The 23052-nt window shown below is 37.6% G+C and carries 21 protein-coding genes; 8 read left to right on the top strand and 13 right to left on the bottom strand.

Annotation, left to right across the window (positions count from 1 at the left end):
- Nucleotides 1-11: 11 nt before the first annotated feature.
- The 9 genes from RT723_RS17120 to RT723_RS17080 form a co-directional block, all read right to left on the bottom strand.
- Nucleotides 12-2063 (bottom strand): DUF1302 domain-containing protein, encoded by a 2052-nt coding sequence (locus RT723_RS17120; RefSeq protein ID WP_315948354.1) that lies wholly within the window; start codon nucleotides 2061-2063, stop codon nucleotides 12-14.
- A 160-nt stretch (nucleotides 2064-2223) separates the two neighbouring features.
- Entirely contained in the window at nucleotides 2224-2451 is a 228-nt protein-coding gene (locus tag RT723_RS17115; protein WP_216053532.1) for a DUF2835 family protein, read from the bottom strand.
- Between the two features lie 2 nt (nucleotides 2452-2453).
- Nucleotides 2454-5015 (bottom strand): aminopeptidase N, encoded by a 2562-nt coding sequence (gene pepN, locus RT723_RS17110; protein WP_315948353.1) that lies wholly within the window; start codon nucleotides 5013-5015, stop codon nucleotides 2454-2456.
- 96 nt (nucleotides 5016-5111) lie between these two features.
- On the bottom strand, nucleotides 5112-6554 hold the full coding sequence (nhaC, locus tag RT723_RS17105; RefSeq protein WP_315948352.1) for a Na+/H+ antiporter NhaC: 1443 nt from the start codon (nucleotides 6552-6554) through the stop codon (nucleotides 5112-5114).
- Nucleotides 6555-6797: 243 nt separating this feature from the next.
- Complete coding sequence (gene prc / locus RT723_RS17100; RefSeq protein WP_315948351.1) at nucleotides 6798-8837, bottom strand: carboxy terminal-processing peptidase; 2040 nt, start codon at nucleotides 8835-8837, stop codon at nucleotides 6798-6800.
- Between the two features lie 8 nt (nucleotides 8838-8845).
- The gene (gene proQ, locus RT723_RS17095) at nucleotides 8846-9475 is read right to left on the bottom strand and encodes an RNA chaperone ProQ (protein WP_315948350.1); all 630 of its coding nucleotides are present in this window, start codon (nucleotides 9473-9475) and stop codon (nucleotides 8846-8848) included.
- Nucleotides 9475-9759, bottom strand: a complete 285-nt coding sequence (locus RT723_RS17090; protein WP_216053527.1) for a hypothetical protein — start codon at nucleotides 9757-9759, stop codon at nucleotides 9475-9477. The genes proQ and RT723_RS17090 overlap by 1 nt, the downstream gene beginning before the upstream one ends.
- A gap of 6 nt (nucleotides 9760-9765) precedes the next feature.
- A complete protein-coding gene (locus tag RT723_RS17085; RefSeq protein WP_216053526.1) occupies nucleotides 9766-10248 on the bottom strand; it encodes a GAF domain-containing protein in 483 nt (160 codons plus the stop codon).
- 231 nt (nucleotides 10249-10479) lie between these two features.
- Nucleotides 10480-11319: a DUF6279 family lipoprotein gene (locus tag RT723_RS17080; protein WP_315948349.1), complete on the bottom strand. Its 840-nt coding sequence runs from the start codon at nucleotides 11317-11319 to the stop codon at nucleotides 10480-10482.
- Between the two features lie 170 nt (nucleotides 11320-11489).
- Here RT723_RS17080 and RT723_RS17075 point away from each other — a divergent pair, with 170 nt between their 5' ends.
- From RT723_RS17075 to RT723_RS17040, 8 genes are all read left to right on the top strand, one after another.
- Nucleotides 11490-12473 carry a 6-phosphofructokinase gene (locus tag RT723_RS17075; RefSeq protein WP_315948348.1) on the top strand — a complete coding sequence of 328 codons (984 nt, stop codon included), beginning with the start codon at nucleotides 11490-11492 and terminating at the stop codon, nucleotides 12471-12473.
- A 99-nt stretch (nucleotides 12474-12572) separates the two neighbouring features.
- The gene (locus RT723_RS17070) at nucleotides 12573-13565 is read left to right on the top strand and encodes an AraC family transcriptional regulator (protein ID WP_315948347.1); all 993 of its coding nucleotides are present in this window, start codon (nucleotides 12573-12575) and stop codon (nucleotides 13563-13565) included.
- A gap of 90 nt (nucleotides 13566-13655) precedes the next feature.
- The gene (locus RT723_RS17065; protein ID WP_315948346.1) at nucleotides 13656-14579 is read left to right on the top strand and encodes a bile acid:sodium symporter family protein; all 924 of its coding nucleotides are present in this window, start codon (nucleotides 13656-13658) and stop codon (nucleotides 14577-14579) included.
- 14 nt (nucleotides 14580-14593) lie between these two features.
- On the top strand, nucleotides 14594-15547 hold the full coding sequence (locus RT723_RS17060; protein WP_315948345.1) for an NAD-dependent epimerase/dehydratase family protein: 954 nt from the start codon (nucleotides 14594-14596) through the stop codon (nucleotides 15545-15547).
- Nucleotides 15548-15550: 3 nt separating this feature from the next.
- Nucleotides 15551-17425, top strand: a complete 1875-nt coding sequence (locus RT723_RS17055) for a Vgb family protein (RefSeq protein ID WP_315948344.1) — start codon at nucleotides 15551-15553, stop codon at nucleotides 17423-17425.
- On the top strand, nucleotides 17425-18615 hold the full coding sequence (locus RT723_RS17050; RefSeq protein ID WP_315948342.1) for an MFS transporter: 1191 nt from the start codon (nucleotides 17425-17427) through the stop codon (nucleotides 18613-18615). The genes RT723_RS17055 and RT723_RS17050 overlap by 1 nt, the downstream gene beginning before the upstream one ends.
- A gap of 25 nt (nucleotides 18616-18640) precedes the next feature.
- A complete protein-coding gene (locus RT723_RS17045) occupies nucleotides 18641-19426 on the top strand; it encodes an SDR family oxidoreductase (protein ID WP_315948340.1) in 786 nt (261 codons plus the stop codon).
- Between the two features lie 130 nt (nucleotides 19427-19556).
- Nucleotides 19557-19970, top strand: coding sequence for a group II truncated hemoglobin (locus RT723_RS17040; protein WP_315948338.1), 414 nt, complete (start codon nucleotides 19557-19559; stop codon nucleotides 19968-19970).
- A gap of 19 nt (nucleotides 19971-19989) precedes the next feature.
- Here RT723_RS17040 and RT723_RS17035 read toward each other — a convergent pair whose 3' ends face one another.
- The 4 genes from RT723_RS17035 to RT723_RS17020 form a co-directional block, all read right to left on the bottom strand.
- Entirely contained in the window at nucleotides 19990-20835 is an 846-nt protein-coding gene (locus RT723_RS17035; RefSeq protein WP_216053516.1) for a LytR/AlgR family response regulator transcription factor, read from the bottom strand.
- Nucleotides 20836-20840: 5 nt separating this feature from the next.
- Nucleotides 20841-21911 (bottom strand): sensor histidine kinase, encoded by a 1071-nt coding sequence (locus tag RT723_RS17030; protein WP_315948337.1) that lies wholly within the window; start codon nucleotides 21909-21911, stop codon nucleotides 20841-20843.
- Between the two features lie 146 nt (nucleotides 21912-22057).
- Nucleotides 22058-22528, bottom strand: a complete 471-nt coding sequence (locus RT723_RS17025; RefSeq protein WP_315948335.1) for an Mpo1 family 2-hydroxy fatty acid dioxygenase — start codon at nucleotides 22526-22528, stop codon at nucleotides 22058-22060.
- A gap of 91 nt (nucleotides 22529-22619) precedes the next feature.
- Nucleotides 22620-23030 (bottom strand): acyl-CoA thioesterase, encoded by a 411-nt coding sequence (locus RT723_RS17020; RefSeq protein ID WP_216053513.1) that lies wholly within the window; start codon nucleotides 23028-23030, stop codon nucleotides 22620-22622.
- Nucleotides 23031-23052 lie beyond the last annotated feature (22 nt).

Raw genomic sequence — 23052 nt, 5'->3', positions numbered from 1 at the left:
AGTAACATCCCTTATAGTGAATATTTAATATTGAAAGAAACAAAGTCACGATCGGCCATTTGGTTAATCGTACCAACGCCATCCCAAAATGCATTATAGGCCATACCAAATGAAACATTTTGGTATTCAATGTCCATAGACATGCTAATTGACTTTTTATCTTCGTGGAAAAGGAATAATGGATCTGGTGTTATACCATCAACATCGTGAGAGAAAATAACTTTTGGTTTTAAATTAAACGAACCAAATACACGGTTAAGTTCACCCGCTAAAACTAAACGGTAACCCCAAGCATCTTCTGTTGGGAAGTTTGGTTCAGGATCAACACCATTTTGCACACCCGCTAGAACACCCGCTGAAATATCATCAGTGGTAGCGCCTGAACGTGCAGTTCCCGGAGCATTAAAACGAATTATATCGTGATCTGGGAAATCATTAATAGTGATGTAACCAAATTCAGCCACACCATTTAAGTTATCTAGACCTAATGTAGGACCAAATGACTGAATTAGTGTGAATTGAGCTTGAACTGAGTCTACTAAACAATAACCATTGGCCGTTGCACCTGGTTGAACGCCACCTAAAGGTATATCACAACCTTCAACTTCGTGATCACCCATTTGAGAGATACCCGCTAGTTCACCACGTAAACCTGCATTAGCTAACTGCTCCGGCATAGCAGCAAATAACAACTCAGCATCATCAATTTGAATAGGTTCATCTTGACGATAAGATATTTCACCAGATACAGCAGTCGTACCAACTGTGGTGTTAAAGCTGAAACCAAATAATTGAATATCTTCAGGGAAATATACAGCAGCTTTAGTAAAGGCATTTAATGAACTGATATTATCAACACTTACACCTTGAGTCGCTATCGTCGTTAAATCTTCCATAATAGCGGCACTAGTAAAGTCTGATGCACCACCAGATATTAATGGACGACGACTATGGTAGTTAATGTAATAAAAACCAAATTCTGTGTAATTTAGATCTTCAGCAAACCAACCTAATTTAACACCAAACTGGCCTGAATCTTTCGCTTCTTGATCTAAGTCCGCGGTTCTTAGTGCATATTTTGTTGGGTATGCTAAATAAGCACTTCCAGCAAGTTCTGGATTAGCAGCAATTAAAGGTCTTAAATCGTTTAGTTGGTTAATTAATTCCGCACGGTTCATGTCAGGGTTTGACGCAAAGTTTAATTGCACGCCATTTAATGCCCCACCTGCAGATATGAAATCATTAGTAGAGAAATAAGTGCCTGATACCGCTAAACGCGACTCTTGCCATTCGTATTGATAGAAAGCTTCTAATGATAAGCTATCAGTTAAGCCAATATTAGCCCAAACCATTCCGGTTGGAATAAAAGCTTCTTTTAAATCTGAGCCCGGAGTTTTTAGTCGAGCTACGTCAACAGCACCCACGTTGATACCATGAGGAATAAGTGTGCTTTCACCCCAAGATAAAACTTGTTCACCAACTTTAATTGAAATTGGTTTATCAGCTATTTCAAAGTTTGCATAAACGTACATATCCAAGAAACGGAAATCTTCACAAGCTAACTCTTTAGCTTCTGAATCAACACAAGGATCAAAACTAACGCCAGAAACTGGATCTTTATAACCAATTCCTTCAACAGCAAAATCTTTATAATACATAAAACGTACAAATGCGCCGTAACCGTCGCCATCGATACTTAAATCATGCAAACCTTTGATAACTTGTGAAAATGCTTTGCCTGGATCGTAATTTAAGTTTGATAAATCACCATTGGTTGAATAAGAGCCGTAGGTAGGCCAAATTTCAGTATTGGCGTATTGCGGTGCAGTGGCTTTATAACCTGACCAGTCGAACAACTGATTGTTAGATTTACCGATCAGACTAAAATCTCTATCTTCAATACGGTACGACGCACCAGCAGAGAAAATTGAATCAAATTGTATATCAAAATTACCAAGTTCAAAACTTGCTGCATGACCGCCAAAAGATTGCATAGCAATGATTGCTGAAGCAATACTTGTAACAAGTGGTTTTAAAGCAGACTTTTTCGCCCCTCTAGACATATTTTTCTCCCCTTGTCCTCTCAAGATTATTTTTTATATTTATAAGTGAGGATATTAAGCTCATCGGATGAGCGTAATTGTCCTAATAATTACACCATTTTAACAAGCACGCAAGCGCTATATTTAATTATTATTAGAGTATTTATTCCGTAAAATACCGTTAGTTAGAGAGTTTTTGCAAAGATTTAAATTTATTATTGGATTCAAGTTCAAGTTCGAACAATCCGTTGATTCCACTTGTGGTTACAAAAGAACGAATATGCTCTGCAGGAAACTGGATTCGTTGACCGGTATGAGCAACTACTTGTATCGATTTATAAAACCCTTCGTAGTATTGACGACACTCTGCCGGCGATAATGTTAAATAAAATCTAAATTTACGTGTCATAACTAACCTAACGCAGAACTCACTTTTTCAAATAAATCTTTAGATAAATCTAATCCATTTAATTCATCTAATTGTTGTTTCATCAATGCACTTCTTGTTGGCTCGTAACGTTTCCAACTTAATAATGGCGATATCATTCTTGATGCTAATTGAGGATTTAATTTATCCAACTTTTTCAATAGTTGAGTCAGGAATTGATACCCTTTCCCGCTGTCATCATGAAATTGCTCTGGGTTTTGCATAACAAAAGCCCCATACAAGGAACGAATACGATTTGGGTTCTTATCAGAAAATAACGCGTGTTCTGACCATAATTGCATTTTCTGATAAACATCATTTACTGGTAATCGAGCAATAGCTGATGTCATTTTATCAAACACTAAAACGTTACCTTTAAATTCTGCGTCCATTTTTGCTAATAGTTGCTCTAATAAGTCTGAAGAATAGACTCTAGCAGCTTCTAGCGCTGATACTTTTTCAGTCATATTTGTTGAATTTAAGTATACCTGGCGGATAATATCTTCCACTTCAGCATGGTCGCTATACGATAAATAGGTTAATAACACGTGTTTTAAACGACGTTGGGCAACATGACTTTGTACATACCCATCTTCAATATTCTTAAGCCCAGATAACAAACGGATAAAAGCTGGGAATAAAGAAGCGATAACTTCCTGTGTAATTGCCGTTTTAACCGTCAATATATGTGCAGGGTCGATGACATCAAACGTTTCAGCAATACTGGTGTAATTTGGTAGTGTTAACAACTCAGCTTTAATTGACGGTGCGATATCGTCATTGTTGATTAGGTATTCAATGACATCAATTAAACCTTGTGAATCGTCACTTTTCCCATTGATTTGTTGCAACCATAAGGATTGCATCGAATCCCAACGGCAGAACTCATCAGTTGCATATTTTACTATATGAATAAGCTGTGCTTGATTCAGCTTTCTTTGAACTTTAACTGGTGCTGAAAAATTCTCAAATAAAACCAATGTTGCAGGGACCGAACAATCAAATGTAAACGTTTGCTTTCTCTGATTAAAAATAATCGTACCACGCTCTAAGCTTTGCCCACCTTCATTCGCTATCAATTCATATTTCACCGGGATCACTAACGGCTTGTGTTGCTCTTCAGGTGGTCGTGTTGGTAATGATTGCGATAATGTTAATTCAATACCTTTGTCTGTCTTACGCTCTGTAACAACGACACTTGGGGTTCCAGCCTGTGAGTACCAATTTTGAAATTGAGTTAAATCTTTGTTGTTTGCATCTGCCATCGCAGAAACAAAATCATCACAAGTGACGGCTGTGCCATCATGACGTTTAAAATACAAATCCATGCCAGCCCTAAAACCAGACTCACCCAATAGACTGTGCATCATGCGAATAACTTCAGCGCCTTTGTCATAGACTGTCACTGTATAAAAGTTATTCATCTCTATAACCTTTTCTGGCCTTATTGGATGTGCCATTGGACCTGCATCTTCAGCAAACTGCATGGTTCTAATGATGTTCGCATGGCTTATTCGTTCTAATACTTCACTGCCCATGTCGGCACTAAATTGTTGGTCACGAAAAACCGTTAGTCCCTCTTTAAGACTTAATTGAAACCAATCACGACAGGTTACTCTATTACCTGTCCAGTTATGAAAATACTCATGCCCTATAACCGCTTCTATCCCATGATAATCAGGGTCTGTTGCTGTATTTAAATCGGCCAACACATATTTACTGTTAAATACATTCAGTCCTTTATTTTCCATCGCGCCCATATTAAAGAAATCGACAGCTACAACCATGTATTTGTCTAAATCGTATTCCAGTCCGTATCTTTGTTCATCCCATGCCATCGACTTGATCAGAGATGCCATTGCATGATGGCCTAAGTGTAAATTGCCTTTATCTACAAATAATTCTAAGTCTACTTTGCGGCCTGAATGAGTAACAAATTCATCCGTTAATAAATCGAAGTCGCCAGCGACTAAGGCAAATAAATAACTGGGTTTCGGGTGTGGGTCATGCCATTTCACCCAACTGATTTGTTGGTTAGTTTCATCATCTTCAGACACTACACCTGAGTCAACGAGGTTACCGTTTGATAACATGTGCGGATATAACTCAGCATCAGCAAAAATAGTAACCGTAAATACTGACAATACATCAGGTCTATCCAAATAAGGGGTAATACGCCTAAAGCTTTCAGCTTCACATTGTGTACAAAATACACCAGCCGATTTATACAAACCTTCTAATGCCGTGTTGTTAATAGGATCAACAATGACTTCAATTTCTAATTCAAATACTTGCTGTTGAACATCAACAAACAGTTGCTCTTGTCCAACCTTAAATTCAACCATAACCCCATCTATGGCGACACTTAATACTTGTTTCACCTGGCAATCTAATACAAGTGGTCGATTATGAGAGCCATTTCGCTCCACGTTTAATTTACTGCGTACTAAGGTCTTTTCATCATCTAAATTAAAAAACAATTCTGTTTCTGGAATTAAGAAATCTGGACGTTGATAATCTTTTAAGTATTTTGCTTCAGTAGTCATAGAGGTCACTTGCAGGAATTTGAACGGTAAAAACGTTTAATGAGAAAATCAATTAAACGGACCAAGTTTACTTATAAGATAAGCCGTTGGCACTGCTTATCTTATAATTTCAGATTTATTTTTTAAAACTTTAAAACCCATATACGCAAATGCGATTGCCAAAACAGGGTTTATTAAATTAAAGAACGCAAACTGCCAATAATCCAATGGACTAACCAATAAAACACCAGCCATGTATGCGCCACACGTATTCCATGGAATTAATGCACTGGTAATTGTTCCACCATCTTCTAATGCTCTAGATAAATTAACGTTATCTAACCCACGGCGTTCATATTCTTCTTTGTACATACGACCAGGCATAACAATCGACATATATTGATCGGCCGTAATTAAATTAGTGCCAAACGCAGTAAATATGGTTGAGGTTATTAATGAGCCTGTTGATTTAGCGGCTTTTAAAATTCCTTGTACAAATACAGCCAACAAACCTACTTTTTCCATTACCGCACCAAACATCAATGCCGTCATAATCAACCAAGTAGTGTTCAGCATGCTAGACATACCACCACCGCTTAACAACTTGTCCATAACATCATCACCCGTGGTTATGGAGAAACCATCAAACATCGCCGTCCAGATAATAGATATATGGTCAATCAGCAAAGTACTATTAGCAATATTCGCCAATAGCTCTTGTTGGAATATAAATCCCCATACGGCACCAATTAATGCACCGATGAAAATAGAAGGAAACGCTGGCAGCTTCTTAAGAGCCATGATAACAAGTAGGACTAATGGAATTAGATTAAACATGGATACGTTATAATTAGCTAAGATGATATCTTGCACACTATCAACTGATACATTAGCAGCCACACGATCTTCGGTAAAACCTAGAATGGTAAATAAAATTAAGGCAATCACAAACGACGGAACCGTTGTCCATAACATGTGACGAATATGGCTAAACAAATCACTACCAGCTACTGCTGGGGCTAAATTTGTAGTTTCAGATAAAGGACTTATCTTATCACCAAAGTACGCACCAGATATTACCGCACCAGCAGCAATTGCAGGCTCAGCGCCTATACCATTTGCAATCCCCATTAGCGCAACACCAATAGTGGCCGCTGTAGTCCAAGAGCTGCCAATACTCATTGCCACGATTGCACTTAATAAACAAGCTGCAACATAAAACCAATCGGGGCTTAATATTTGTAAACCAAAATAGATTAATGTTGGAACCGTACCTGACAATAACCAAGTACCAATCAAAGAACCAACCGCTAACAAGATGAAAATTGCTCCCATGGACACTGAAATACCATGGATCATGGCGTCTTCAATTGCCTTCCAAGTGAGGCCATTTTTTAAACCTATGATACTGGCAACACCAGCCGCTAGGATTAAAATTATTTGATTGGGACCAAACGAACTATCACTACCGTATATAGCAACCGATACCGCTAATAAGATAACCAAAAATAGCACCGGAATAAGTGCATCAATAAAACTTGGTGATTTAACTGATTTCAAAACTTAAGTCCTTCTAGACATAATAATTATATTAATAACATGATGAAGGGCTCATCATTTACTAATTTATGTATACCAATACCACAGATTTTAATGTGGTCAAACAGTGTGTAAAACTAACGTCGATTGAATGTGCCTTGTTTGTAAATATTAAGGCTTGTTTCATCTCATCGCCTGTTACACTTTTTTATTTTAATACCAAAAAAGCAGCCTCTGGGGCTGCTCTTTAATTAACTATTTTGTTTATTTTACAACTTTTGCAAATTGTCCTACAGAGATTAAGTCTGCAATAATTTGAGCCGCTTCTTCTAAGAATGGATCTAACTTATCTAACTCTTTAGGTGTATCTTCATCTAGCGATTCTACTTTTTCTAAACCTAAACGGGTTAAACGTTCATTGAGTCGAGCTAAGTTTTTAGCCTTATTCTTTTCTTTTTCAGCCAAACGTACTTTTTCATTAAGTGAGATAAAGTTACGTTCTTTTTCTTCTTTGTATTCTTCGATATCGTTTTTCAAATATAAGAATTCAGGCTCAGATTTAATTCTAAGGTTATGACGCTCTGTTAGTGCATTCACTTGTGATCTAATTGAAGGCGTTGGTGAGTATTGCACAGAACGGATATTGTCCCAAGGTAAAGCATTATCCATTTGACTTTCGCCCCATTCAGGTGAGTCTATCGCCGACGGAAATAGAATATCCGGCACTACACCTTTATGCTGCGTGCTACCACCATTGATACGATAAAACTTAGCTATGGTATATTTCACCGACCCCAGTTTTTTATCAAAACGGTCATACATTTTCTCTAACGGTTTAAACTGCTGAACCGTGCCTTTACCAAACGTTTGCTCACCAACAATTAACGCTCTACCATAATCTTGTAATGCAGCAGCAAAGATCTCAGAAGCGGAAGCACTATATCTGTCTACTAATACGGTTAACGGACCACCGTAATAAGTAACACCATCGTAATCCCCTCTTACGTCAATATTGCCAACGCTATTACGTATTTGAACAACCGGACCTTTATCGATAAATAAACCGGTCACTAATGAAGCTTCAATTAATGAACCTCCACCATTACCACGCAAATCGACAACAATACCGCTTACGTTTTGATCTTTTAACTTTTTAATTTCAGTTTTAACATCGCCAGACACATTATTGTAGAAGCTTGGAACGGTTATCACGCCAATTTTACTATCTATAGAACTCGTAACCGGTTCAAATACATGCGAGTCAACTGACTTATCTTCTAAGTAAACTTTATCTCTGATTATCGCCACTTCTTTAGAGTTAACACCGGTATTTTCACCACGGACTATTTGCAGTCTAACTTCTGTGCCTTTTTTACCTTTTATTAACTCAACAACTTCATCTAAACGCCAGCCGACTATATCAACATAATCGTCTTTGCCTTGAGCAACACCAATGATTTTGTCTTCTGGTTTTAATTTTTCAGTTTTATCAGCTGGACCACCTGGGACCAAACTGCGTATGACTGTGTATTCATCAACCGGTTGTAATACAGCGCCAATGCCTTCTAACTCAAGGTTCATATCGATATTAAATCGGTCAGAGCGACGTGGTGATAAATAGGAAGTATGTGCTTCAATGCTTGTAGCAAATGCATTCATAACTAATTGGAATGCATCTTCACTTTGTGTTTGTGATAAACGTCGTTTGGCGTTGGTATATCGCTTAGTTAACGTTTCTTTTATTTGCGGAATTTCTTTGCCAGCTAGTTTTAAATTTAATGCGTCATACTTGGTTTTTTGACGCCAAAATTCATCTTGCTCAGCAACCGTTTGAGGCCATGCGGCATCTTCACGGTCATAATAAAACACATCGTCTTTTTCAAAATCCAACTTGCTGTCGAGTACTTTTATAGAATAATCATAACGTTCAATACGTCTTTTGATAGACTCTTCATAGATCTCGAAAGCAAATTGTAATTTACCGGCTTTAATTGCGTCATCAAATTTATATTGATATTGAGCAAAATTATCTAAGTCTTTTTGTAGGAAGATACTTTTGTTGTAATCCAAGTTTTCAATAAACTTTTTATACACTTTGGCAGACAGTTCGTCATCTAGCTGTGTTTTTTTATAATGATACCTTAAAAACCAAGAGGTCATTCTTTTAGAAGCTGTTTCATGTTGAGCTTCTTGGCTTAATTTGGGTGTATCAAATGTCTCATTTTCAATAGATGCGTTTATGGTAAATGACGCACATAACGATACTAATAAGGGTAATGTAAAAACACGCTTAACTATCTGCATATGAACTCCTATGCTTGGAAGATATTTTCCTTATTTACTTTCATCACCATACCTGAAGCCAATTGAACTGACACATCATTTTTTGATGTTTCTACAATTGTCGCAGCAACTGGTGAAGCGCCTAACTTAACTTGAACCTGTTTACCTTCGGTAAAGTCATCATTGGCTACAAGTTCTTTTTGAGGCTCAGCAGTAGGTTTAGTTCCTTGGCTTTCCGATTTTGGTTTTCTTTTCGGTGGATTAGCAACATTTTTAGCCGGTTTTTTGTAAGGTTTCTTGTCCTTACCCGCATTTGCTTTTTTCTTTTCTTGGAATTTAGCTTTGCTTTGAGCTAATTGCTCCTGTGCATGCTGAACGTGTTCTTCTGTTAACGCTTCAACATCATCCCCTTCCAAATCAACTCGCTGGCCGCCTTTAACAACAGCCTCAAGATAGCGCCAGCTATTAGTATAACGACGTAATGCATGTCTAATTTGGGTTTTTGAAACTGGATCTTCTTCACCAATTTGCTCAGCTATATCATTAAATATGCCGACTTTAAGTGGTTTAGCGTCGCCTTTTAAGCTAAAGCTCTTTGGAAACTTAACGGTTAAAAATTCAATTACTTTATTTAAATCTGTTTTTTCTTGATTTTGCATCAATCGTACTCTATTTCATCTAGCTTCTGGCGAACAAAGGTATCTAACCAGCTTTCCAGTTCATCATATTCTGCTTCAATAACAAATTCTTGCCCTGCTACTGCCGCCCATAATTCATCAAATAATTGTTCCGCGGTTTCGGTTGTGATGTCTTCCGGGAACATATCATAGGCCTGATGGATCATTGTATTGATCCGATCAGTCACCTCTTCTTCTTTACCATCCCAATCACCTACTAGTTCCGAACTAATAATGTAATCATGGATATTTATAAAATCTTTCATTTGTTGTTATTTCTTCGGCCAAATAGTTTCAATAAAACTAACTATAGTTTCAATTCCATTTAAATCATCTTGATCAAATCGACCTATACTCGGACTATCTATATCTAAAACCGCAACAACCTCGTCATTTATAATGATAGGTACCACAATTTCAGAGTTACTTGCGGCATCACAAGCAATATGTCCGTCAAATGCATGAACATCTTCAATTAATTGAGATGTTTTAGTTGCAACTGCAGTTCCGCAAACGCCTCTACCCACAGGTATCCGTATGCATGCAGCTTTACCTTGAAATGGACCTAATACAAGTTCTTGAACACTACCATGTATTGGGTCTTGCATTAAATAAAAGCCTGCCCAGTTTATGTTTGCTAATCTATCGAATAATATTGCACTTATGTTTGCTAAGTTTGCGATAAGGTTTGGTTCCCCCTCACAAAGTGCGTTCACTTGCATATTTATTTCACGATATAACTCTATTTTGGCCAAGATACACCTTTAATTAATTGGTCATTTCTAAACGTAACGCCGTAACTTACTCTGATCCGCCCCAAAATTAAAGGTTAGCAACCGAATTAATGGCAATAGACTAGTCTAAATGGATAAAAAAACGTCTATATTGATAAATACCACATGAACGGCCTGTCTATTTGATTTTTATTAAGCAACATTGACACCAAATATTTAACTTTAAATAGTAGACGAATGTTGCATACGTATTTAAATTTGTTTCGATAGCTGATCTATATCTTTAGTAATTTCATCTATTTTTTTTAACAATTTTGTTTGTTGTTTATCCGTCATAGATTTTAGTAGATATCTAAATTTGGACAAATTTAATTGGGTAATCTGCTCAGTTAAAGCTTGTTGTTTTATACTACGATGACTCGACAAATCGGTGAGTAGTTTTTCCACCAATGTTTTATCAATCTCAGGACCTTGTAAGATAGCTTTAGAAAACAAGGTTAACCAACGTTTCCTCCCTTCAATCCTCAAAGGGATGATATTTGGGCGTTGCTGTTCATATATGACTAACGTCTCTTTCTGTTTCTTTGTTAGTTTACCAAGATAGTCCTCAATTCTTTGTTCTGCATCTTCAATTCGTTGTTGATTACCATCTTCGATCTCTTTTAACCACTTTTCATTGGTTTCTTGTTGGATGGAGCCAATGTTAGTTATGATTTCTTGTTTTTGTGATGTTGACAACAAAGTCAAAAATTCAATGATTTCAGGAGATAATTTGGTAATCGAACGTTGCCATATCATAGGGCCTTGTAAGAATAAGGCAGCCAACTCTTTTTCGTCTCTGTTCTCAACAATATTCCGTAATTGTTTTAGTAAAGCAGAATAATATGGCAATTCTTCTGTCCTGTGCCAATTCTGTAATTCTTCTACTTTATTTTCTAATACCTTTTTTTGTTCTGAGTTCAACTCAACATAGTCACCAATTTTCCAAAAGATTAACCAGTCAGCATAATTATATACAAGCTTCGCACTGCAGCCTGTTAGAAAAAGCGTAAACATGATGATGATTAGAGATTTTTCCAAGCTTGTGGGCATTTACGTTCGTTCCATCTTGTAGCACTTATCCAAGTTTTGATCATCTTTCAGTTAACGATAAACAAACCCTAACATAAAGCTAATATTTTATTGTTATAGATCAATACCCTTTTAGCCTACTTTTAGATCATAATAGTGACAAATTTAAAAACACCTTGGATATGTTTGTTATGAAAACAATTGGAATTATTACCTCTGGTGGAGATGCCCCCGGAATGAATGCGGCAATACACTCGATTGTGACCACTGCCAGATTTCATAATATTCAATGTATTGGTTTTGAGCGTGGATACAATGGTTTAATCGACGATATCCATCATGACCTCACCCTAACTAACGTTAAACATATCTCCCACCTGGGTGGGACCATTTTAAAAAGTGCGCGTTGTCCTAGAATGTTGGAACAAAAGTTTCGAAACCAAGTCATTGAAACCTTGATCAACAATTCAATTGACGGGTTAATTGTGATTGGCGGTGATGGCAGTTTTCAAGGTGCTCATTTACTCAGTCAAATCACCGATATCCCTATAATAGGAGTGCCAGGCACCATAGATAATGATATTGATGGTAGTGACTACACGATTGGCTTTGATACTGCGTCCAATACCGCATTGGATGCTATTGATAAAATTAGAGATACCGCCGATGCATTTGAGCGGATTTTTATTATTGAAGTGATGGGGCGACACAGTGGGCAATTAGCACTTAATGTAGGTATAGCCGCAGAAGCAGAGCAAATCATTTGCCCTGAAATGGCTATCGACCCACACTTAATTGTCCAAAACATTGCACAGCATATTAATAGTTACTTAATAGATAACGGGCATGCCAGTTATATTATAGTCGCAGCCGAAAACACCTACCCTGATGGCGCTTTAGCGTTGGCTGAATTGTTAACTAAACAAATAGGAATAGAGTGCCGAGCAAGTGTTTTAGGCCATATGCAACGTGGCGGTTTGGCCAGCTGTGCGGATCGAACTTTAGCCACAAAATTAGGTGCTTTTGCGGTAGAAAGTCTTATTTCAGGATATAACAATGTCATGTCTGGGCAGGTAAATGGGCAGTTAACCTTAACCGAGCTAGAAAAAACTGGCTTAGGAACCAAACAAGTCGATCCTTACTTACTTAATATTTACACCAACAAACTAAATTAAACGTCCGATACAATTAGAGCTTTTATACCAAAAAACAATTTGACCTTATACGACATTAACACTTTAATGGGGGATGAATATCTACTTTATTAGGTTTGTATGGTTAATATATCCAGTAATGCCGTGTATAGCTTTATTAATTATTTACATATTTTAGGCATTGAACGAACACAATGTTTTGAGTTAATTAACTTAACAGAGCAGCAACTTAATCAGCAAAAATTAGTAGATATCAAACACTACCAAGCCTTATACGATCACGCAAAGTCCTGCCTTCACGTGAACAATTTGGGGTTTCGGTATGGTCAACATATTCATACCGATAGATGGGGTGTGTTAGGCCAGATTATTTTTACCTCACCGACCCTTGAAGTCGCATTAGCAAATCAGCGACGATATCAATCCATTGCAGGCAGTTTAGGCACTCCCAGCTTTACTATTGAAAATAATACTGTCACGTTAAAGTGGTTACCAGCGATTGAAAATAGTGAACAACTAGCGGAAGAATTAATCACGAGTTGGATTGAATTTGCCAGACGCTTGACCCGTTCCACAACCTCACCGTTTCATGTTTATTTTAGCCATTCATGTTTAACTACCCCGCTTGAGTATCAACAGTACTTTGATTGTCCTGTTACATTTAATCATGACTTCACTGGCTTAGTGATAAGCTCTAAGCTATTGAAATCAGCCAGTTCAGGGGCAAATGTAGAGTTAAATAAAACCCTCACCAAATACGCAGATTCATTATTATCAGAGCATTCGATTCAAAATCCCATCGAAGTAACTACGGACTTTATTGCAACGCAACTGCCTTATAAAAAACCAAGTCTGCAGAGTTTATCGCTCTATTTGAATGTCAGTGAACGAACCCTCCAACGCAGATTAAATGAACTTAACACCAGTTTTTCAGAATTAGTCGACCAGGTAAAAAAAGACATAGCGATTAATTATTTAACCCACAGTCAGCGCTCCTTAAATGATATAGCTGAGTTATTAGGGTTTTCTGAATTAAGCGCCTTTAATCGGGCTTTTAAACGATGGCAACAGACCTCTCCGGCTCGTTATCGAAAAGCCATTAACAAAAATTGACTTTATGCGCCAAAATCATGTCAGACTGAGTCATTGATTCAAAAAGTTGGTTGGTTATGATGTAATCAATATTTTAAAAGAGACAAACATATGGAAGTAGGACAAGTATATTACGACGCTAACTCCCAATGGTTATTAAACCTTGTTTTAGCAAGTATGATATTAGGTGTTGCGTTAGACATTAAATGGCATGATTTCAAAGCCGTCGCTAAAATGCCTAAAGCCATTATTGCTGGATTAACCGCCCAATTTTTGTTTTTACCAGCTCTTACCACGGCATTAACTTTAATACTCGATTTACCTGCGGGTATTGAGCTAGGCATGATTTTAGTTTCAGCGTGTCCTGGTGGTGCCATTTCTAATTTTGTCACCCATTTATCAGGGGGCAATACCGCATTATCAATATCAATGACTGCAGCTTCTAGTGCATTGGCCGTCGTTTTTTTACCAATTAACTTTATATTTTGGTCTCAATTAAACCCAAATACAGCGCTAATGTTACAAACCATCAATGTGGATTCCACTGCATTATTCATTAATTTGTTATTTGTTTTAGCCCTACCGTTAGCCATAGGTTTATTAATAAGTACCAAATGGCCCAATATTGCGAAAAAGATCCATCGAGTATTCAACGTCACGAGTCTTTTAGCACTTATTGCTTTTATCAGTATTGCTATCACCCGAAATCAAGAAGCCTTTTTATCGCACTTTTATCTGATATTCACCATCGTGTTATTACACAATGCTTTGGCTTATGTATTAGGTTTTTTAAGTGGCAAGTTTGCCGGGTTACAGCAAAGAGATATCAAGGCCACCACCATCGAAGTGGGCATGCAAAACTCTTCACTAGCTATTGCGATTGTATTTACGCAATTTAATGGGGAAGCGGGCATGGCACTTATCAGCGCATTTTGGGGCACTTGGCATATTGTTTCTGGTTTATTGATTGCGCTTACATTCAGACGTTATTTCTCTGCCACCAGCGCAATTCCAACCCAACCAAACGCAAAGTAGAATAGGTAAATTCAATGAAAGTAATTATCACAGGTGCAGCTGGTTGTATTGGTAAACAATTAGTCGAAACCTTGTTACAACAATCATATCAAGTCTTCGCGACGGATATAAAACCTAACCCATTTCCTCAACATGCTGGTTTAATTTATCAACAACTCGACATTACTAGCGATGAGTTTCTTCATTGGGTAGAACAGGTGCGCCCGCAAGGTGTTATCCATTTGGCCTCGGTATTACAAATATCAAAAACCTTAACTCGTGAACTTGCTTATAAAATTGATGTGCAAGCCACAGAAAACTTAACCAATTTATGTGCTCAAATTGGTGTAGAAAAGTTTGTAATCACTACCAGTGGTGCAGCCTATGGTTATCATCCAGAAAACATTAACAGTCTCATCACCGAAGACCGCCCAACAAAAGGCAACATGGACTATTTTTATTCTGATCATAAAGCACAAGTAGAGCAAATAATGGCAAATGCGGTTGATACTTACCCTGATATGAAGCAAGTGATATTAAGACCCGGGGCTATTATCGGACCTAACTTTGAAGGTCCTGTAGTGAACCTATTTGAACAACGCATTATCACTGGACTAATTGGTTACCCAGGCCCATTTAACTTTATTTGGTCTTTGGATGTTGTTGATTATTTAGTTGAAGCGGTAACAACAGATATTACCGGACAATTTAATGTCGCTGGAGATGGTGCTTTATCAATGAGACAAATTGCCAAAAGACTAAACAAATCTTATTTGCCGCTGCCACCATTGTTGATCCAAGCAGCACTTAGTATTTTAAAGCCATTAGGTATTATTCAATACGGACCTGAACAAGTGAAATTTATTAAATATCGTCCGGTATTAGACAACTCAAAAATTAAACAACAATTTAATCATCAGCCAAGGTATACATCTGAACAAGCCCTTGATGCTTATTTACAACTTTCATCAACAGACGTGGAGCAATAATAAATGAAAAACAATCCAATCTTATATTTTATTGCGGTCATCACTGTATTGATAAACTCCTTATTTAGTGTGTCTTTTGCTCAAGCAGCAACAATTACAGTAACGGATAAAGACGGTAAGCCGCTTTCAAATGTGATGGTAAGGCAAACCGCCGTTGATGATTACAATCTAGATAAGTCAGATCATGGTTACCCGCCGCATGGTAAGTTAAACCGTGTAAGTGCAGTAAATACTTTATTCACCAATGAACTTGGTCAGGTTGAGTTTAGTCAGTATGCAGATAAAAATGTGCGTATTCGTTTAAGAGCGCCAGATATGGAAGATGTGACCTCAGAAATGATGGGGGATCAAGATGCCAGCTTTGTCATGAAACCGATAACGGATGTATTAAAACGTGCAGAGTCTCGTCCAGCCAATACTTGGTTAGCGGCTTTAGACATGGGTAATGATCCAGACTTAAAGCAGCACTACATTTTACAATGTGGCTTTTGTCATCAACAAGGTTCATATTTTTTCCGTCGCCCTCGCCCAGAAGAAAACTGGCAAGAAGTGATGAATCGAATGATAGGTTATGGCGCTCGAATTCATGATGATGCACAAGAAGTATTACCCGGATTATTAGCCAATGGTTACAAACAATTATATGAAAACCCTGAATTAATTCCAAAAGGCACAAACTGGTCTCCAATATTACAAGACGCAGAGATCACCTCTTGGCCTATTGGTGATTCGTTCTCACAAATGCATGACTTGCTGTATCACTCAAATGGCTTAATTTACATAGGTGACAACTTACAAGACAGGTTATACGAACTAAACCCCAAAACTGGTGAGTTCATTGTTTACCGTCTAAAACGTGAAACGTATGACAAACATGGTGGCTTAATGAGTGCCCGTTTGGCTACTTTTCCAAAACATGAAACCTTTGCCGGCATCCATTCTTTTGCAGAGTCCCCTAAAGATGGCAACATCTTTATCACAACCTCTTATCAACAACGTTTAGTAGAATTTAACCCTAGAACTAAAGAGTTCACTAACCATCACATGGATAATGGTTATTACCCTCATACCGTAAGAGTTGATCAACAAGATAGAGTTTGGTTCACCATGGCACTATCCAATCAAATTGCCATGTTCGACCGCACTAATAAAGAGTTTGAATTGTTTGACTTACCGGCTAGAAACTTCCAAGAAGGGGTGACCGTTTCGTTAATGGGCGTGATCTTAAAATTAATGGACTGGGGGTTACCACTTGCCAACTGGGTAAGCATAGACGAACAATCATCTGGGTTACCTATGCCTTATGGTATCGACATCACACCAAATGGTGATATATGGTTTGCCCGTTTATTGGCCGACTCTATTGGTAAAATTGATGCTAAAACCAAACAAGTCACGGTTTACGATACACCATTTAAAGGGCCTCGTCGTTTACGTACCGACTCTAAAGGCAATTTATGGATTGCCGCATTTCCTGAGTCGATGATAGTTAAGTTTGATCCTATTACGGAAACTTACACTAACTACCCACTGCCAGTATATCCGTTAGGTAGCGAAACACCCTATTCACTTAACGTTGATACTAAGCGCGATATCGTTTGGGTAAACGGTAATACTTCCGATGCCTTGTACAGCTTTAATATTGATAAACAAGAATGGCAACATTTCCCTATGCCAAAACGTGTAACTTTTACCCGTGATGTTGAAATTGCACCAAACGGTGATGTGTATACCACTAATTCTAGTTTTCCAAGCTGGCACATCGAAGATGCACAACCAACCCTGATCCGTTTACGTCCCAGCTATGATCTTGAAAATAGTTATGAGCTTGATAAAAGCTACGATTCTGATGTTAAAAAACAAGCAGACGCTAACTAATGAAATTCCCCCTGTTTTTATTGTCCTGCCTGATGGCCTTTTTGGCAGGACATATGGTCAACTACAGTATTATCTTTCTATCACTAGAATGGTTTGACTCTCATTCTATTGCTGGGATTGGTTATGCTTTATGTTTTGCGCCACCGGTTATTTTGGGTTGGTTTGCAGGGGTTTATTGTGATCGCTATTCACCACGCAATGTAATTTTAGTGGCTCAAAATAGTTACTTTGTAAGTTTATTTTTGCTGTATTTAGCCTTTGACCAAAGTACTGACACTCAACTTATTTTGTTATTAAGCGCTGCATTTTTCTCTGGTATAGGCTGGTCATTTGTTGCTCCGGCTCGTTTTGCAGCTGTAGTATTTTATGTCAAACCAGAAAAGCTAATGTTAGGTTCAATTGGCCTAAATTTAATGGTAATGACAGGTTTTGGTCTAGCACCTATGTTACTTAAATTAGTCAATGTTGATTTTGGCTGGCAAGGAGTCATGTTCACTACGGTTGGCCTATTGTTCGTCTCTTCGCTGTTACTTTTACCATTAAAAATCAAGTTTAAGTCTAAACCAGCAGATAAAACCTTAGCTGAGATTGTCGAGAGTTTAAAATTTATAAAAGGCTCACCTGAAGTTAAACAGTTATTGTCGTTAGCTGCTATCGCCTATTTGTTGATGGGACCTATGCAAGTATTGTTACCTACGGTTGCGGAACAAACACTGCAGTTATCACAAACTGGACAAGGTAACTATTTGAGCTTAGTGGCATTTTCATTAATCATTGGCGGCTTGTTAACGATGGCGATTAAGAAAAAAGTTCACTTTGGCTGGCTATGCATAATTAGCATTGCATTGGCGGGAGCTGGTATCGCTTCCCTTGGAGTCATAGAGCAACTTTCCACCTCGGTTACTTTACTTATCATTGCCAGTGTTTGCGGTGGGATTGCCATTAGTTTGATAGTGGCAGGTTTACAGTATTTTTCACCAACACAATATCGCGGTCGAATAATGAGTGTTTACACTATCATTGGCCAGTTTATACCAGCCATGAGTGGATTAGGAGCTGGTATATTTGCCGGATTATTTAGTTACCAAACTGCCCTATTATTGTTTGGCGGTTTAATCATATTTTCGCTGTTATTGGCGAGTTGGCGATTTAAAACAATCCGCGCTATTTCGCAATTAGAAAGTCATTAATTAAAGTATTAGCAGTAGGTAAATTATGTATTCAAATTTTAAAAATAAAGTAGTTTTGATCACTGGAGGAACCGGTGGATTAGGCAGTGCTTTATCGTCTGAATTACAAAGAGCTGGTGCAAAAGTCATTGTACTTGATTTAACCACTGAGCATTTAGAATCCACCAATGACGTGTTATACATCACCACAGATATCACCAGTAAAGACGCTGTTGAACAAGCTGTGCAGTTAGGGATTAAAACCTTTGGTAAGTTAGATATTTTAATCAATAACGCTGGCATTACTCACATGAGTAAATTTGAAGATACACCTCTGGAGTTAGTCAGCACCATAATGAATGTTAATTTTATGGGTAGCGTTTATATCACCAAGGCCTGTTTGCCTCATTTAATAAACAGCCAAGGTCATATAGTTGCTATATCTAGTGTTGCTGGCTTTGCACCTTTATATGGCCGAGCAGCTTACAGTGCAAGCAAACATGCTATGGAAGGTTTTTTCCGTTCATTGTCAGCGGAGATTAGCGATCAAAATGTTGACGTTACTGTCGTGTGTCCTTCATTTGTTAACACTCGTCCCGAACTTAAAGTACAAGTAAATAACGGTGTGTCATCACCAGGAGCAGCCAAAAACAACACCAACGGCCAAGTTATCCCTCCTGAAGTTGCGGTTAAACAAATCTTAAAAGCGATTAAAAACAAACAACCAACTTTACTGTTAGGTCGAGTAGCAACTATTGCTCATTGGCTATTTCACTTGTTGCCGAACACCTATATGAAAGTGATGACTAAAGGGGCAAAACAAGAGTTTTAACCTTAAACTCCCGTTCCATAAGTTATTAATAGCGCTTTGTTAATTGCCTATTTTCCAATAAAATAACCACGACCGATAAAACTTATTAATTCAATAAGCTTGTCTTAAACCATCTATTAGGAAGTCATATATGACCTTAACCATGCAATCTTACGGACTGGGTGACAATTCTTTTAAAGCGGCTGGAGAGTTAGAAGGGATAACTAAATTAGTCGATGACTTTTATGATTTTATGGACTCGTTACCAGAAGCTAAAGTGATCAGAGATATGCATAAATCGGATCTTACTTCATCAAGACAAAAGTTAGCGTACTTTTTATCCGCATGGTTAGGTGGCCCTAAATTGTATTCGGAACATTTTGGCCCGATAAACATTCCTCAAGCTCACAAGCACTTACCCATTGGCCATGCTGAAAGTGACGCATGGATTTTATGTATGCAAAAGGCTGTAGAGTTACAGCCTTATAAAGAAGATTTTAAAGGGTATTTAATTACACAACTACGTATACCGGCAGAACGTATACGAATAGCAGCAAGCAGCTAAGCGTAAGTTAGAATTGTCGTTACAACAGAGCAGCTCTCACTTTATCTCGATAACTGCGGCTAACTCTTATTTCGTGTTTATTGGTTAGTTGGATGACGTATTCACCGCTGGTTAACGTCAATACTTTTGAAACTTCGGTAGAATTTACAATAACTGAACGATGAACCCGAATAAAACGACTCGGGTCTAATTCTTGCTCTAACTGCTTCATGGTTTTACGTAATATATGTGTTTCACCATCTGAACAATGCACACACATGTAATCCCCTGCTGCATCCACCCATACGACTTCTTTTACTGGTATTCTGGTTGTTTCGCCAACGTCTTTAACCGCGATATAACTGCTGTATTCTTTAGCAGGCACAAACTCACCATCGGCTAGGTTTTTTAATATGGTTTCACTATCTGAACCAATTAATTGTGCCACCATATTAACCAGTTTAGTTTGATTTTCATTTTGGCTATCTGAATTAATCTGACTACGTACTTTTGTTATGCAGTCTTGTAAACGTTCGTCGTTAACTGGTTTTAATAAATAATCTAATGCATGCACTTCAAATGCTTTTAACGCGTATTGATCATATGCGGTAACAAAAACCACAATTGGCCAATCTTCCGTTGCCATATCATCATGTAAGCTTTTCATCACATCAAAGCCTGTCATACCTGGCATCTGTATATCCAAAAATACTAATCTTGGTTTTTCTTGTTTTATTACCTCAAGGGCCGATACACCATTGTGACATTGCGCAATAACGTCAACATCTGCAAATTCGGCTAATCGGATCAATAGTCCCTTTCTGGCTAAAGGTTCATCATCAACTATGATGGTTTTGATTTTATTATCGGTATTGATTTCAATCATACGGGTTATTCCGAGTCAAACTCTAAAGGGATCCTAATGTTAACTTTTAAACCATTTGGTTCATTGGCTGACAATGAAAATGAATAATCGTCATATAACGTTTGTAATCTGTCTTTAATATTGGCAATCCCTACCCCTTCACCTTTATTAGTTGAAGATGTATTGGTTGCAGTTAATCCAGGTCCATCATCACTTACTTCTAACAATAAGTCATTACCAAATGTTTTAGCCACAATATTAATAGTGCCACCGTCTGTTTTGGCCGCAATACCATATTTAATGGCATTTTCTATCAAAGGTTGTAATAACAAACTGGGTACTAATGCATTGTTCGCCTCTTTACTGACCGACCAAATGACCTTTAAATTTTCTTCAAAGCGAATTTTTTCAATTTCTAAATATAAAGTTAATGCTTGTACTTCTTGTTTAAGCTGTACTTTTTTTATCGGGTCTGTATGCAACGAATAACGTAGAAAGTCACTTAACTTAGCGACCATGCCATTAGCGGTTTTATTTTCTTCACATAATATTAAAGTCGAGATTGCATTTAAAGTGTTAAACAAAAAATGTGGGTTTAGTTGATAACGTAACATCTTCAATTGTGCTTCGTTCGCCATACTCGACGCTTTTAGCGCTTTTTGTTTTTCTTTTTGTAACATCTGATAATACTTAATACCAAAGTACAATCCACTCCAACAAAGAACGATATAGAACCCACCTAGTGAATTTCGGAAATACCAATACCAAGCGTCAGGTCTGTAACCAAACCTATAAAACTCCCAATAGGTGAAGTTTTGCATAACCACCCAAATAGACCCAACCACATAGGAAGCGGAAAGGATAGCCAAGATAAGTTTCCAAGGGGCCATGTCCCAAATTCGCTGATAAACATACCGTAATGGTAATGTTAATAAAGCGCCAAACCAGGCATTAGAAATAATGATAAACACATAAATGTCACGCATGTCATTCATGAATGACCCGATGTAATGCACTAACGCAAAACCAATCCATCCAGAGAAATGCAATAGCCAAAAAAATCGTTTTCTGTCTTCTATTAAATTTTGGAAATTCAAACTACTACCTATTTAACTACGAGGATAAATCAAATCATTAATTTCATTATAAATGTAATAAAAAACGGCACATCACCGCCTGACTTGGCAGATGCACCGTTTGTCGCTTTACTATCGATTTTGTCGATACCAAAGTAAATGTAAGATCAAAACTTAATATTCAACTTTTTATAAACAAAACATAAAATCCATGCTGGGCCGATCAACAAAAACTGTACGTCTTTTAAAAACGATGGTTTTTTACCCTCGATATTATGCCCGACAAATTGCAAGCTCCAAGCGACAACAAACACAACCACTGACATGATTAATACCGACATATACTCCGCCATATTAAGTTGCCACCACTGCAAGAAAACGACCATTAACGCGGTAAACACTGTCATACCAAGGCCTACAACAGAAGACAACGAAAAGTAGAATAACAATGCAGGTATAGCCAAAACCGTAGACCAATTCACCCACAATGGCATATCAGCTACTGGAAATGGAATTGACCATAACAAACCAAGTACCGTCATATAGATTGCAGGGACACACAAATAATGAATGAGTTTATTCGTTTGGTTTTGATGGCTTACGCCATATTCTTCTAACCACTGAGTAATAGATTTCATAACAAATTCCAGTTTATTTTTATTGATATTAGGAAAACCTAGATTATTTTTATACCTTCATAGGTCGTTAACTGTTACTAAATATCACGAACTACAATTCAACGCCATCTAAAACCGGAGTTGGTTTTCTATTTTCGTCTAGCGCAACAAACTTAAATGATCCCGTTATCGCTTTATGTTTGTCGTCTTCATACATACCTTCGACAAAAATATTCACATCGACAACTAAACTAGTACGACCCAAAGAACCGATACTTGCCACAAGTTCAACAATCGAACCGGCTGGAATTGGCTCTTTAAAATCAACACGATCAGACGATATTGTTACCAAAGGCTTACGACAAAAACGAGTTGCACAAACAAAAGCAACTTCGTCCATCCATGCCAATGCTTCGCCACCAAACAAAGTATTGTGATGATTTGTTCTGCCTGGAAAGACGGTTTTTGTGGTATAAGTAGTTGCGTAGTTAATGCGGGCTAAGACTTTTTCTGAATGTTCCATGAGTGCTCTTTATTAAATGCTG

It is taken from the genome of Psychrosphaera aquimarina (assembly GCF_032461525.1).
Lineage (GTDB): Bacteria > Pseudomonadota > Gammaproteobacteria > Enterobacterales > Alteromonadaceae > Psychrosphaera > Psychrosphaera aquimarina.
Note: the sequence above shows the minus strand (reverse complement) of the source record. Positions and strands in the feature narration are given on the sequence as shown.